This window comes from Streptomyces venezuelae, assembly GCF_008642275.1.
Taxonomy (GTDB): Bacteria; Actinomycetota; Actinomycetes; order Streptomycetales; family Streptomycetaceae; genus Streptomyces; species Streptomyces venezuelae_E.
The window spans coordinates 4,716,158-4,729,373 of the sequence record NZ_CP029189.1; the positions used below are offsets into that span (position 1 = coordinate 4,716,158).

General features: G+C 72.8%; 13 protein-coding genes. 6 read left to right on the forward strand and 7 right to left on the reverse strand.

Annotated elements, in window-relative coordinates; all coding sequences use genetic code 11:
* The first annotated feature begins 1,113 nt into the window (after nucleotides 1-1,113).
* The gene (locus tag DEJ51_RS21075) at nucleotides 1,114-1,590 is read left to right on the forward strand and encodes a macro domain-containing protein (protein WP_150258962.1); all 477 of its coding nucleotides are present in this window, start codon (nucleotides 1,114-1,116) and stop codon (nucleotides 1,588-1,590) included.
* Nucleotides 1,591-1,622: 32 nt separating this feature from the next.
* Here the strand turns inward: DEJ51_RS21075 and DEJ51_RS21080 are convergent, their stop codons facing one another.
* The gene (locus tag DEJ51_RS21080) at nucleotides 1,623-1,982 is read right to left on the reverse strand and encodes a hypothetical protein (protein WP_150258963.1); all 360 of its coding nucleotides are present in this window, start codon (nucleotides 1,980-1,982) and stop codon (nucleotides 1,623-1,625) included.
* 189 nt (nucleotides 1,983-2,171) lie between these two features.
* Here DEJ51_RS21080 and DEJ51_RS21085 point away from each other — a divergent pair, with 189 nt between their 5' ends.
* Nucleotides 2,172-2,723 (forward strand): GNAT family N-acetyltransferase, encoded by a 552-nt coding sequence (locus DEJ51_RS21085; RefSeq protein WP_150258964.1) that lies wholly within the window; start codon nucleotides 2,172-2,174, stop codon nucleotides 2,721-2,723.
* Here the strand turns inward: DEJ51_RS21085 and DEJ51_RS21090 are convergent.
* A complete protein-coding gene (locus tag DEJ51_RS21090) occupies nucleotides 2,720-3,172 on the reverse strand; it encodes a nitroreductase/quinone reductase family protein (protein ID WP_150258965.1) in 453 nt (150 codons plus the stop codon). The two genes, DEJ51_RS21085 and DEJ51_RS21090, sit on opposite strands and share 4 nt — an antisense overlap.
* Before the next feature lie 106 nt (nucleotides 3,173-3,278).
* Here DEJ51_RS21090 and DEJ51_RS21095 point away from each other — a divergent pair, with 106 nt between their 5' ends.
* Complete coding sequence (locus DEJ51_RS21095; RefSeq protein ID WP_150258966.1) at nucleotides 3,279-4,241, forward strand: LysR family transcriptional regulator; 963 nt, start codon at nucleotides 3,279-3,281, stop codon at nucleotides 4,239-4,241.
* 405 nt (nucleotides 4,242-4,646) lie between these two features.
* Here the strand turns inward: DEJ51_RS21095 and DEJ51_RS21100 are convergent, their stop codons facing one another.
* A complete protein-coding gene (locus DEJ51_RS21100) occupies nucleotides 4,647-4,832 on the reverse strand; it encodes a hypothetical protein (protein ID WP_030034983.1) in 186 nt (61 codons plus the stop codon).
* Nucleotides 4,833-5,021: 189 nt separating this feature from the next.
* Here DEJ51_RS21100 and DEJ51_RS21105 point away from each other — a divergent pair, with 189 nt between their 5' ends.
* Entirely contained in the window at nucleotides 5,022-6,383 is a 1,362-nt protein-coding gene (locus DEJ51_RS21105) for a carbohydrate-binding protein (RefSeq protein WP_150258967.1), read from the forward strand.
* A gap of 65 nt (nucleotides 6,384-6,448) precedes the next feature.
* Here DEJ51_RS21105 and DEJ51_RS21110 read toward each other — a convergent pair whose 3' ends face one another.
* From DEJ51_RS21110 to DEJ51_RS21120, 3 genes are read right to left on the reverse strand one after another with little or no spacing between them, the layout of a single operon-like run.
* Entirely contained in the window at nucleotides 6,449-7,465 is a 1,017-nt protein-coding gene (locus DEJ51_RS21110) for a YdcF family protein (RefSeq protein ID WP_150258968.1), read from the reverse strand.
* A 23-nt stretch (nucleotides 7,466-7,488) separates the two neighbouring features.
* A complete protein-coding gene (locus tag DEJ51_RS21115) occupies nucleotides 7,489-9,087 on the reverse strand; it encodes an N-acyl-D-amino-acid deacylase family protein (RefSeq protein ID WP_150258969.1) in 1,599 nt (532 codons plus the stop codon).
* A gap of 10 nt (nucleotides 9,088-9,097) precedes the next feature.
* Entirely contained in the window at nucleotides 9,098-10,390 is a 1,293-nt protein-coding gene (locus DEJ51_RS21120) for an amino acid deaminase (protein WP_150258970.1), read from the reverse strand.
* A gap of 163 nt (nucleotides 10,391-10,553) precedes the next feature.
* On the opposite strand from DEJ51_RS21120, the gene DEJ51_RS21125 reads away from it, so the two are divergent.
* Nucleotides 10,554-11,306, forward strand: a complete 753-nt coding sequence (locus tag DEJ51_RS21125; protein WP_150258971.1) for an IclR family transcriptional regulator — start codon at nucleotides 10,554-10,556, stop codon at nucleotides 11,304-11,306.
* A complete protein-coding gene (locus DEJ51_RS21130) occupies nucleotides 11,303-11,713 on the forward strand; it encodes a RidA family protein (protein ID WP_150258972.1) in 411 nt (136 codons plus the stop codon). The genes DEJ51_RS21125 and DEJ51_RS21130 overlap by 4 nt, the downstream gene beginning before the upstream one ends.
* A 66-nt stretch (nucleotides 11,714-11,779) precedes the next feature.
* On the opposite strand, the gene DEJ51_RS21135 is transcribed toward DEJ51_RS21130, so the two are convergent.
* Nucleotides 11,780-13,117: a M14 family metallopeptidase gene (locus tag DEJ51_RS21135; RefSeq protein WP_150258973.1), complete on the reverse strand. Its 1,338-nt coding sequence runs from the start codon at nucleotides 13,115-13,117 to the stop codon at nucleotides 11,780-11,782.
* Nucleotides 13,118-13,216: the final 99 nt, after the last annotated feature.

Consider the following 13,216-nt stretch of genomic DNA (forward strand, 5'->3'; position numbering starts at 1 on the left):
CCCCCGTGGGGGTTCTTCATCTCTGGGCGTCCGGCGACTGTCTGTGGCTGGTCATGGGCCGCCCCTACCCAGGGGGCGCTCTTCTTTGACGGCGGCTGGCGGCCGGTCCGTCTGCCCGGACGCGTCGTGGGTTCGTGTCGGGTGGGTCTTGGTTGTTGGCTGGGGTGGAAGGGCGTGGGATTGCGGCTATTTCGTCGTGGATACGGGTCAGTGCACGAGGGTGGTCTGGAAGGCCGACAGCTTGCACCAATTGCCCCTGTTTGACAGTTGGTTTGTGGTGTCGTGTTGGTGCTGACCCGGTTCCACTACGGATTAGCCGAGGTATGGGCCGGCAGCCCCCTTTGGCAGCCCCATCAACCCTCAACCGGCCGCTTGTCGCGGTCTTGGAGAAGCGCGTAGTGATCTGAGGCGGCTTATGACCGGCCCAGGACGGTCGTCGGACGCGTGAGGGAGAAGGCCCACGAGGGTGGGCGGCCTATGTCCAGCCCAGGACGGTCGTCGGACGCTGAGGGATGAGGAGCGCGTAGCGATTTGCTGCGCCCACCGCCCAGGGCTCGGGTCTGGATGGGCTCGTCTCTCGGTCGTGCCCGCCCGGATCCGGTCAGGCAGCTGTGATCGCCCCGTCCCTGGAAGTGTCGTCCGGCTCGTTCTTTTGGGGGTTTCCCGCCAGTCTTCGGATGTCCGGGGCGGGCCGGTCGGTCAAGGGTGGCCGGAGGCCATCGCGTAGCGACGCGACGACGTAGGAGGAGCGCCCTTGAGGGACCGGCCCGACCCGGAGAGACGATGAGACTGACGGGAAACCCCACCCGCATCACCGATCCCGCCCGAGTGGATCGGCCCTCCCGAAGCCGCCGCGCGAGATTCCGACCCCGCCCGTCTCGTTCTCCCCTTCCCGGAGCGGCCGCCGCGGATTTCCGGCGCCGGCGCGCCGGCTCGCGTCTGCGGGGTCGCGCTCTCGGTTGAGGCGCCGTCCGGTCGGCTCCCGTCGCCATGGCCGCCGTGGTGGTTCCGGCCTCGCTTCGCCCGGTTGTTCTGCCTTGTGCGGCCGCGGCCCCCGGTGCCGACCCCGCCCGGTGGGCCGGACCGTAAATTCGTTCTGCGTAGCCTTCGGGCATGAAACCGATAAGGATCATCGCCGGGGACGCGACGAATCCCCAGGCCAAGGGGCCCAAGGTCATCGCGCACGTCTGCAATGACATCGGGGGATGGGGGAAGGGCTTCGTGCTGGCCGTTTCGAAGCGGTGGGCCGAGCCCGAGGCCGCGTTCCGGGCCTGGCATCGGGGGCGCAGCGGGAACGACTTCGGGCTGGGCGCGGTGCAACTGGTGCGGGTGAAGCCCGACGTGTGGGTGGCCAACATGATCGGTCAGCGCGGCGTACGGACGGGGAGCGGGGGGCCGCCCATTCGTTACGACGCCGTGGAGCGGTGCCTCAGCGCGCTCGCCGGCCATGCCGTCGAGCTCGGGGCGAGTGTGCACATGCCGCGCATCGGGTGTGGGCTCGCGGGGGGCAAGTGGTCGCGTGTCGAGCCGCTGATCACCGCGGCGTTGTGCGCCGGGGACGTGGAAGTGACCGTTTACGACCACGGGTGAGCCGTGAGCCGTGAGCCGCGCGTCGCGCGTCGTCAGCGACCGGCGGCCGGTGCGTGGCGGACCGGCCATGCCCGCGCCGGGGTCCCGGGCGCACGGCGCTTGTGGGCTTCGAAGGCGAACACGGCGGCTCCTGCCGCGACCGTCGCGAGGAACGGCGGCGCCGAAGCGCCCAGCTGCCAGGCGGCCCAGGATCCGAGGCTGCTCGCCAGCGTTACCGCCGGAGCGGCGGCAGCGGTCAGCAGCAGCGTGATCCTTGCCCAGAGCGGCAGTTTGCGGCTCACCGCGACGGTCCCGACGCCCATGACCGCGCTCGCCGTGAGGATCATGGCCAGGCCCACGAAGGCGAGGGCGAGGCCGAGTACGAGAGCGATGAGCAGCAAGATCAGGCCCATGTGGTGTCCACCTCCGGTCGCGTGTCAACCCGTCGCGCGAGCAGGCGGATTCGCACCCCGCTGCTCCGGCAGGTTCACCGGAAGCCATGGTGCCAGAGGTGTTGAACATGTTCAATACTGCCTCGGCGTCACCCGTAGGCCCGGTGTCGGCGGCGGGGTCCGGCCGTGGGGGCGTGGCACGATCGCGGGATGGAGTACCGGTACGCCGCCGAGGCCGATGCGCCCGCCATGGCTGAGCTGTTCGCCGCCGACCACCACGACGCGCTGACGGAACGGCGGCGGGCGGAACACGGTTCGGTGCGGGGCCGCTTCGACGCCGGCGTGCTGGGGCGGATGGCCGGCGCGCGGGAGCTGCTGGTCGCGGACGACGGGGGCCGGATCGTGGGGCTGCTCGCACTGTCGGCGCCCGCGGCTCTGGCGGACGCGTCGCCACCGGTCACGGGTCTGCTCCGGGCGCAGGAGGTCCTGGAGTGGGAGGGGCGGCCGCTGGCCGAGTCGCGGTGGCTGCTCTACGGGCCGGTCGTGGTCGGCGCCGCGTACCGGGGGCGTGGTGTGGCGCGGGCGCTGTTCACCATGGCCCTGGCGGCGGCTTCGGAACGTGCCGAAGCCGTGGTCGCCCTGATCGAAGCCGGGGACGCGCCGTCCTGGAAGGTGCACGTCGACGGCTTCGGCATGGTCCCGCTGGGCGACTTCCGCGCGGACGGGCGCACGTACGCCGTGGTCGCCGCGCCCACCTGTTAGGCCTCGCGCTCCAGGATCACCAGCGGGATCTCGCGGGGCCGGGCAGCGGCGCGGTCGTCCTCGAACGGGGGCCACAGGGCCGTCATCATCTCCCAGTACACCTCCCGTTCCTGGGGCGTGGCGGTGCGCGCCCGTGCCGTGAAGGCGGCGGCGCCGACCTGGAGGCGGACCTCCGGGTGGGTGGCGAGGTTCCGGTACCAGCGGGGGTGCTCCCGGGCGCCGTAGGCCGAGGCCAGGACGATGTGGCGGTCGGCGTCCCGGCCGTAGATCAGCGGGGTGCGGACGGTGCGGCCGGTGGCGCGGTCGAGGGTGGTCAGCAGGAGGGTGGGGACTCCGTGCCAGAGGTGCCCGTCGGCTCCCGCGGTGCTCACGTAGGCGCGTACGTGGTCCAGCCGTGGGCCGGGCCGCGGGTCGGTGGGGTGGTCCCAGTCGACATCGAGTGCGTGCATTTTCTTGTCCTTAGGGTCGTGTCCCCCTTGCGGCTAACGAGCATTAACGATTCTGGATGCGCCCGACCCGTAGCGCATGCGCGCAGGTCTGGACCAAGCTCGTCGTATGGATCTGGAGCTGAGGCACCTCAAGATCGTCAGGGCCGTCGCCGACGCCGGAAGCCTGACGCGCGCCGCGACCGCGCTCGGTCTCGCGCAGCCCGCGCTCAGTACGCAGCTCAAACGCATCGAGCGGGCGCTGGGCGGGACGCTGTTCCTGCGGGGGCGCGACGGGGTACGGGCCACCGCGCTCGGCGAGCTGGTGCTGGAGCGGGCCAGGGTGCTGCTGCCCGCCGTGTGCGAGCTGCAGGAGGACGCCCAGCGGTTCGCCCGGCAGGAGGCGCACGGCTACCGGCTCGGCGGCACGCACGGACCGCTGCTCGGCGGGCTCGTGGACCGGCTCGCCCGCGAGGAGCCCGGCGTGCCCGTGACCACGTACACCTCCTGGTCGGAGAAGGAGGTCGCGGGCGGCGTCGCCGACGGCCGACTGGACTTCGCGATGGTGGGGGTCTGCGGGGAGAGCGCGCCGCCCGAGCCGGGGCGTCTGGCCTGGATGGAGGTGGCGCGGGACCCCGTGCACGTGATGCTGGCCGAGGACCATCCCCTCGCCCTGGCGCCGCGGACCGAGATCGAGCTGGCGGAGCTGGCCGCCGAGGCGTGGACGGACGTCCCCGGCGACGGGTGCTTCGGCGACTGCTTCGCCGCGGCCTGTGTGCGGGCCGGGTTCACGCCCGCCTGCGTGTACGAGACCGACACCGCCTCCTGCGTGCACCTGGTGCAGGTGGGGCGGGCGGTCGGACTGTGCCGGGCCACGTTCCCGGTGACCCCGGGGGTGGTCACGCGGCCCCTCGCCGGGACCCCGCTCATCTGGCGGCACCTGCTGGGCTGGCACCCTGCCGCGCGGGTCGCTGCGCGGGCGGCGGATGTGCTGGCGCAGGCCAGGGCTGCGCATGCGGAGGCGATGGGACGGTCGGCCGGGGCCCTGCGGGCGGCTGCTTCGCGGGGGGCCGCGCCGGGGTCGGCGGCGTAGGGGTGCGGTGGGTGCGGCGCCGTTGCGGGGGCGCTGCCCCCGAGCCCCCGCGCCTCAAACGCCGGCGGGGCTGGATGGTGTCCCGGCGGGGCTGGGAGATCGGGGCTCCGCCCCGGGCCCCGCGCCTCAAACGCCGGCGGGGCTGGATGGTGTCCCGGCGGGGCTGGAAGATCGGGGCTCCGCCCCGGGCCCCGCGCCTCAAACGCCGGCGGGGCTGGATGGTGTCCCGGCGAGGCTGGATGGTGTCCCGGCGGGGCTGGGTGGGCGGACGGTGGGGCTGAGAGAGGGGGGTGCTGCCCCCTGACCCCCGGGCCTCAAGCGCCGGCGGGGCTGGATGGGCGGCCCGGCGGGCTGGGTGGGGCGGCGGGGGCGGGGGTGGTGGCAGCCCTGGAGCGCCTGCCCTGGCTACGGCAGGTAGCGCTCGATGACCTGCGGGCCCTCCTTCTCGATCAGCTTGCGGGCCTTCTCGACCCGCTCCGGAGTCGGGTCGTGGCCTGTCGCCATCACGAGGTCCTCGGGGTCGTACGGCCGTTCCCCGCCCGTGAAGAGCCGGTCCGACCGTGTGGGCTGCTCGTCGGGTTCACTGACCATCGCGTACCTCCTACGGTTTCCCCTGGCCCCATCCTCCGGCCGCCGCCCCATGAACGCACCTCGACCGCGCGCGGGCCGCCGGACGCCCCCGGGCATACCGCCGGGGCAGGGGCCAACTGGCAGCTCCCGCGCGGCGGTTCGGATTTCTACGGTTTCCGCAGACCCCACCGGAAACCGAGGAGATCCCCCATGCCCAAGCGACACGCCCGCGCGGCGTGTACCGCCCTCGCCGCCGTCGGGCTGCTGCTGGCCGGGACCGGCGGAGCCGCCGCCGATCCCGGAACCGCTGCACGCTCCGCCGCACCCTCCGCGGCGGCCACCCTGCGCACCACCGACGCCCCGCCCGAGCTGCTCGCCGCGATGCAGCGCGACCTCGGCCTGACCCCCACGCAGGCCAAGGCGCGCCTCGCCCACGAGGCCGAGGCGGGGGCCACCGCCGCACGGCTGGCCGACCGGCTCGGCGCCGCCTTCGCCGGGGCCTGGGTGGACGGGGCCGACGCCGGCACCCTCACCGTGGCCACCACCCGGGCCGCCGACACCGCCGCGATACGGGCCACCGGGGCCCGGGCGAAGCTCGTCACCCGTACCCTCGCCGACCTCGACGGTGCCAAGGCCGCGCTGGACCGGGCCGCGGGCCCCACGACCCCGGTCCGCTACGTCGACCCGCGCGCCAACACGCTGGTCGTCGAGGAGACGGTGGCGGGGGCCGCCACCCGCCTGCTCGCCGCCACCGGTACCGACGCGGCCCTGGTCAGGGTGGTCCGCACGGCCGATGCCCCGCGTCCGCTGTACGACCTGCGCGGTGGGGACGCGTACTACATGAACGGCAGCGGCCGCTGCTCCGTCGGCTTCCCCGTCACCAAGGGGGCCGTGAACGGTTTCGCCACCGCCGGGCACTGCGGGCGCGCCGGGACCACCACCAGCGGCTTCAACCAGGTCGCCCAGGGCTCCTTCCAGGCCTCGGTCTTCCCCGGCAACGACATGGCCTGGGTGGCCGCGAACGCCCAGTGGACCGCGACCCCGTACGTGAAGGGCAGCGGCGGCGCGAACGCGCAGGTCACCGGCTCGGTGCTGCAGCCGGTCGGAGCCTCGGTATGCCGTTCCGGATCGACCACCGGATGGCACTGCGGCACGATCCAGCAGCACAACACCAGCGTCACCTACCCCGAGGGCACCATCTCCGGCGTGACCCGTACGACGGTCTGCGCCGAGCCGGGCGACTCGGGCGGTTCCTACCTCTCCGGCAGCCAGGCCCAGGGCGTCACCTCGGGCGGCTCAGGCAACTGCTCCAGCGGCGGGACCACCTTCTTCCAGCCGCTGAACCCGATCCTGTCGGCATACGGACTCACCCTCAAGGTCGTCGGCGGCGACCCGGGCCCGGGCCCCGGCCCCGGTGAGCCCGAGCCGGGCGGCACCTGGAAGGCGGGCACCGTCTACGCGGCCGGTGCCACCGTCACCCACGGCGGTTCGGCCTACCGCTGCCTCCAGGGGCACCAGGCCCAGCCCGGCTGGGAGCCGCCGAACGTCCCGGCGCTCTGGCAGCGGGTCTGACCGTCCGGGAACCGGTGCCGTGACTGCCAAGGGGGGAGTCACGGCACCTCCGCCCGCGCGCGGGGTCAGACGAGGACCGCCGCCAGCGTGCCCAGCGCGCCGAGGACGGTGAGCAGGGCGCAGATCGACAGGTTGACGATCCGGTGCTCCCAGAACACCGCGACGAACTCGCGGATGGTGGCGCTCGGCCAGTAGTACTTCGCGGTGGGGGAGCCCAGCACCTGCCCGTTGACACCGGTCTTGCGGGCCAGCATCGCCGCCCGGAAGGCGTGGAAGTTGTTGGTGACGACCACGCACCGGTAGGCCGGGTCGTGTGCCGTCATGACGTCCCGGCTGAAGAGCATGTTCTCCTCGGTCGTGGTGGAGCGGTCCTCCAGCACCACGTGCCGCTCCGGCACGCCCTGCGCGATCAGCCAGTCCGCCATCGCCCGGGCCTCGGAGACCTTCTCGTCCGAACCCTTGCCGCCCGAGACGAGGAGGACCGGCGGGCGGCCGCTCCGGGCCAGCTGGGCCTCGTAGATCTGCTGTCCCTTGCGCAGACGGGAGGCCAGCAGAGGGGGCACGCGGTCGCCGCCGACGAGGCCCGAGCCCAGCATGACCACGTGGTCGACGTCGCCGCGCACCTTGATCCGCCCGTAGAGGAAGGCGTAGCCGAGGAAGCAGAAGAAGACGAAGGAGACGTAGCCGGCGACCACGGTCAGGGTTCCGGCGATCCCGCCGAGGAGGGGGGAGCCGACCACGCCGACGAGGACCAGCAGCGCGATCAGCGCGAAGATCACGAGGCCCGCGAGCATCGACAGCAGGTTGGCCGGCCGGAAGCCCTCTTTGCGGATCATGACCATGCCGTTGCGGACGAGGAAGACGCCCAGGGCCACGGTGGCGAACGCGGGTGAGGCGAAGGCGAGTACGACGACGGTGACGGCCGCCCAGGTGGGCAGTTTGCCGACCTGGAGGAACAGCGCGGAGAACGCGCTGAGGAAGGTCAGCCCCAGGAGCACGGCGTTCTGGAAGCGCCGCCGGTCCTGCCGGACGCTTATGCAGAACGCGAGGAAGAGCAGGGCGGCGAGGGCGAAGGCGACCATGCCGCCCATCGTAGATGTCGGATCTACCGGAGATCGTGGGCGGTTCGGCGCACCGACCGCCCGGCCAGGACGTCCGTCCGGTGCCCGTCGCGGATGACGGAACGCCCGTCGATCAGGACGTGCGGGACACCGGTCGGCAGTACGCGCGGCCGCTCGTACGTGGACCCGGCCGCGACCGTGTCCGGGTCGAAGAGCACGAGGTCGGCGCGGTACCCGACACGGACCAGGCCCCGGTCGGGCAGCCGCAGGCGCGCCGCGGGGCGGCCGGCCAGGTGGGCCACGCACTCCTCCAGGGAGAGCAGGCCGAGTTCGCGGACGTAGTGGCCCAGGTAGTGGGGGAAGGTGCCGTAGGCGCGCGGGTGCGGTTTCGCGCCCTGGAGGATGCCGTCGGAGCCGCCGGTGTGGACACGGTGGCGCATGATCGCCCGGACGTTCCCCTCGTCCCCGACGTGCTGGAGGACGGTCGGCGCGAGCCGGTCGCCGAGCAGGAGCCGCCGGGCGGTCGCCCAGCCGTCCAGGCGCCTGCCGACGTACGCGCCGAGGGCGGGGTCGGCGGTGCCCGAGATCTCGATCGTCGACCAGTCGAGCGGCACCCCGTGGCAGCCGTCGGAGCCCTCGACCTCCAGCGCGTGGCGGATCCGCTCGGCCTGGGTGTCGTCGCGCAGCCGGGCCAGGACCGCCTCCGGGCCGCCCTCGTTCGCCCAGCTGGGCAGGAGCGCGACCAGGGTGGTGCAGCCGGGGGTGTACGGGTAGCTGTCGAGGGTGATGTCGGCGCCGCCGGCCAGGGCGGCGTCGAGCAGGGCGAGCAGCTCGGGGGCCCGGCCCCGGTTCTCGCCGAAGTTCATGGTGGCGTGCGCGAGGTGCAGGGCGCAGCCGGCCTCCCGGGCGAGGGCGACCATCTCCGCGTAGGCGGCGAGCGCGTCGTGCCCGTAACTGCGGTGGTGCGGGCAGTAGTAGCCGCCGTATCGGGCCACGACCCGGCACAGTTCGGTCAGTTCGGCGCCGGTGGCGTACATGCCGGGGGTGTAGGTGAGGCCGGAGGACAGGCCGACGGCGCCCTGCGCCAGGCCGTCGGCGACGAGCCGGCGCATCCGGTCCAGCTCGGCCCCGGTGGCCGGGCGGTCGTCCCAGCCGACGGCGTACGCGCGGACCGTGCCCTGGGGGACCAGGTAGGCGGCGTTGACGGCCACGCCCCGGCCGCCGTGGGCCGAGTCCAGCCGGTCGAGGTACTCGCCGACGGTGCGCCAGGAGAAGTCGACGTCGTCGCCGGGGCCGTTCCAGCCGGCGATGGCGGCGCGCACCTCGCCGAGGGTGCGGTCGTCGACGGGCGCGTACGACAGGCCGTCCTGGCCGAGGACTTCGAGGGTCACGCCCTGCGCGGCCTTCGCGCTGTGGTCCGGGTCGCGGAGCAGGGCGAGGTCGCTGTGGGCGTGCATGTCGACGAAGCCCGGGGCGAGGACGAGCCCGTGCGCGTCGAGGGTCCGGCGCCCGCCGCCCGGAAGCCTTCCGCCCGGAAGCCCGCCGATCTCGGCGATCCGGCCCTCGTGGACGCCGACGTCCGCGGTGTACGAGGGCCCGCCCGTGCCGTCGACGACGCGGGCCCCGCGGATGACCAGGTCCACCGGTCCGCGCCTAGAAGAAGGTGCGGACGAAGTCGGTGACGGCGCCGTCGGCCTCCACGACCGGGATCAGCGGCCACTTCTCGAAGATCGTGCAGGGATGGGCCATGCCGAGGGAGACCCAGTCGCCTACGTCCAGGGCGGTGGCGTCGGCGTCCGTCTCGATCCAGGCGTGCTGGTCGGACAGCTTGGACACCCGGATGCCGGTCGCGGCGCGCTCGACGCCGTCGCGGGCGCTGCGCACGGTGAGCACCTCGGGCAGGCCCAGGTCGTAGGCGATGTCGCGCTTGCCCGCGTTGACGAAGGCCTGGCCGGGTGTGGGGCGGGAGACCACCTGGGTCCACAGCCGGAAGGCGGGGACCAGGCCGCCTTCCTCGGGGACGCGGTTGAAGGGGGTCAGGCCCGAGTACCAGCCGTGGTCGTGGGAGACGTACGCGCCGGAGCGCAGCAGCGGCAGCACGGGCAGCGACAGCTGCGGGATCTCCGCGAAGACCTCGGCGACGGCGTCGAACCACTCGCTGCCGCCCGCGCTGACGATGACCTCGTCCAGGCCGGTGCCGGTGAAGTGGCCCCGCTTGTCGAGATCGGCGGCGAGCGCGGTGAGGCGGCTCAGCCAGGCGCGCACGCTGTCGGCGTCGGCGCCGGGCATGGTGGCCTCGTAGCCGGCCACACCGGCCAGGCGCAGGACGGGGGACGCGGCGACCGCGTCGGCGACGGCCTGGCAATCCGCGTCGGTACGCAGCCCCGTACGTCCCTCGGCGCCGGCGCCGAGTTCGAGGACGACGTCGATCACGACGCCCTGGTCGTGCAGGGCGGCGTCCATGAGCTCGACCCCGCGGACGGAGTCGACGTAGCAGACGAACCGGAAGCCGGGGTCGGCGGCGAGCTCGCCGGCGACCCAGCGCAGGGCGGGCGCGTCCACGAGCTCGTTGGCCAGGAAGATCCGCCGGACACCGAACGCCCGGCAGACGCGGGCCTGGTGGGGCATGGCGACGGTGATGCCCCACGCGCCGTGCTCCAGCTGGCGCTGGAAGAGCTGGGGGGCCATGCAGGTCTTGCCGTGCGGGGCGAAGGCGAGCGAGTGGCGGGCGGCGTACGTGCCGAGGGCGGCGAGGTTGTGCTCCAAGGCGTCCGCGTCGAGCGTCAGGACGGGGGTGGTGAAGCCGCCGGTGTACAGATCCCGGCGCTCGGCGGCGAGCCGGCCGACGGTGAGGCCCTGCGTCTGGGCTTCCGGGGGGAGTCCCTTGAACCGGTGGTCGACCGGCTCGTCGGCAAGGTCCTTGACGGGGTCGCTGTCGCTGGCCATGCGGATGCCTTCCGGTTGTGTTGCGTGAGCTGCAACGGTCGTTGCGTGTGCAGCTGCATGCTGTCTAACATCCGGGTGACGACGGGTCAACGTGCGGCGCCACGGCAGGGGCTCCGGGTGCCGGCGGAGCCGGTGGTGCGGTGACCGTACGAGAGGACGAGCGATGAGCCAGTCGGTCGAGAGAGCACTCTCCATCCTGCCCCTGCTCGCGCGCGGCCCGGCCACGCTCGGCGAGGTCGCCGACGTGCTCGGCGTGCACAAGAGCACCGCGCTGCGCCTCCTGCGCACCCTGCACGAGCACGGGCTCGTCTACCGCCGCCCCGACGGCCGGTACCGCCTCGGCGCGCAGCTCTTCGCGCTCGCCGCGGAGGCCATCGAGAACCTGGACGTCCGGGAGATCGCCCACCCCTATCTGGTCGACCTGAACCGGGCCACCGGGCACACCGTTCACCTCGCGCTCCACCAGGACGACGAGGTCGTGTACGTCGACAAGGTCGACAGCCGCTACCCGGTCCGCATGTACTCCCGCATCGGCAGGCCCGTGCCGCTCACGGTCGCGGCCGTGGCCAAGCTGCTCCTGGCCGACCTGCCCGAGGCCGAGCTCCGGGCCCTCGCCGACCGGATCGAGTACCCCCGCTACACCGCCCGCTCCACTCCGGACGCGGCGGCCTTCCTGCGCGAGCTGGATCTCGTACGCGCGCAGGGCTGGGCGACCGATCTCGGTGGGCACGAGGAGTCCCTCAACTGCCTCGGGGCGCCCGTGCGCGGGCCGGACGGGCGGGTCGTCGCGGCGCTGTCGGTCTCCGCGCCCGGCGTGGTGGTCCCCGCCGAGGGGCTGCTCGAACTGCTGCCGCAGGTGCTGCGTACCGCCGAAGCCATCAGCCAGGACTACTCAGGAACCCAGGAGAGCCCGTGAACGAGAAGACCGCCGTCGTCCCCGGCACCCACACCACCCCGCCCGCGAGGTTCTCGCACGGCGTGCGGAAGGGGAACATCCTCCAGGTGGCCGGCCAGGTCGGCTTCCTTCCGCACGTCGACGGGCAGCCGCCCACCCCCGCGGGGCCGACCCTGCGCGAGCAGACCCTGCAGACGCTGGAGAACGTCCGTTCCGTCCTGGAGGCCGGCGGTGCGGGCTGGGACGACGTGATGATGATCCGCGTCTACCTGACCGACACCGGGCACTTCGCCGAGATGAACGGCATCTACGACGCCTACTTCGAGGAGCAGGGCCTGAAGGAGGCCCCGGCCGCCCGCACCACCGTGTACGTGGGCCTGCCGGCCGGCCTGCTCGTCGAGATCGACGCCCTGGCCGTCCTCGGCTGACGCGCGGGTGGGGCGCCCCCCTGGCGGTGGGGCGCCCCCTTGCACACGGTCACGTGCCGTACGGGATCACGGCGTCGCGCAGTACTGGGCTTCCTTGCCGATCGAGCGGTACATGCAGTCCGCGTTCTCCAGCAGCTGGAGCACCGCGTCCTTGTTGCGCGCGGTCTCGCGGTCGATGACCTCGTCCGGCGGGTAGAAGCCGCCGCCACCGCTCTCCGGGTACATCTCGAAGGTGTAGGAGAAGATCTTCTGGTTGCCCCACAGCCAGTCGTCGATCGTTCCGTCGGTGATGTACAGGTCGCTCGACTGCTCCGGCGTGTAGCCGTTGCTGGCCGCCATGCTGGTGCCGATCTTCTTGTAGACGGCGAGGTCGTCGGCGGTCAGGCCCGGGGCCGTGTCGTTGTACGTGTAGCCGAAGGGCCACAGGACGAGCTCGCTGTAGGTGTGGAAGTCGATGGCGGCCTTGATCTGCTGCTTGCCGCCGACGATCCGGCTGCGTACGAAGTCGGAGACCACCTTCACCTCGGGCGCCGAGGCGGCGGAGGGACCGCGGTAGGTCTCGGAGCTCTTGCTGCTGCTGGAGCCGCCGCAGCAGCCCCACTTGTAGTCCCAGTTCCTGTTGAGGTCCGTGCCGACGTAGGAGGAACCGGAGTTCGGCTGCCGGTTCTTGCGCCAGGAGCGGTAGGACCCGGTGGCGATGTCGTACTCGCCGCCGTCCGGGTTGAGGTCCGGGACGATCCAGATCTCCCGGCCGTTGACGGCGCCCGTGACCCGGGTGTCGCTGCCGTACTTGGAGGTGAACTCCTTGAGCAGGTACAGGGCCATCTCGACGGTCAGGTGCTCGCGCGCGTGCTGGTGGGCGGTGAAGAGCACCTCGGGCTCGGCCTCGTCCGTCGCGACGTTGTCGCTGATCTTGATGGCGAACATGTCGCGGCCTTGGTACGACTTCCCGATCACCTGCTTGCTCGCGATCGCGGGGTACTGCGCGACGAGCTGGTTGATCTCGGCCGTCGCCTCGGCGTAGTTGTGGTACTTCGAGTCCGCCGAGGGGAAGTCCATCGGGCTCGCCGCGATACCGGGCAGCGAGCGGTCCGGGGGGCCGGGCAGGGCGGTCAGCTTGTAGCCGAGTTCCTTGAGCTTCTTCGCCTGCATGGTGTCGGCGCTGACCACGACGGTGTGGTCGTCCACCTCGTCGATCGAGACGCCCGTACGGAGCAGGGCGGTGCGGTCGGCGGCGGTGGAGGGGCCGTGGATCCGGTACTGGACGATCGCCTCGTCCTGGGTGGCGGTCGAAGGGGCGGGCGGAGGGGCAGCCGTCGCGCTCATGCCGTAGGCGGGTGCGCCCAGCGCGAGCGCCAGCAGGGCCGCCGTGAGGGCGGCCCTCCGGCGGGTATGGAGCCGCATGCGTTCTCCTGGGTCGGGAGTGTGGGGATAGCCGTGCGGACGCGCACAGCGTGCTCTCGTGGCATGTCCCGGTCAAGGACTCGCTGTGTCGGCCGAACC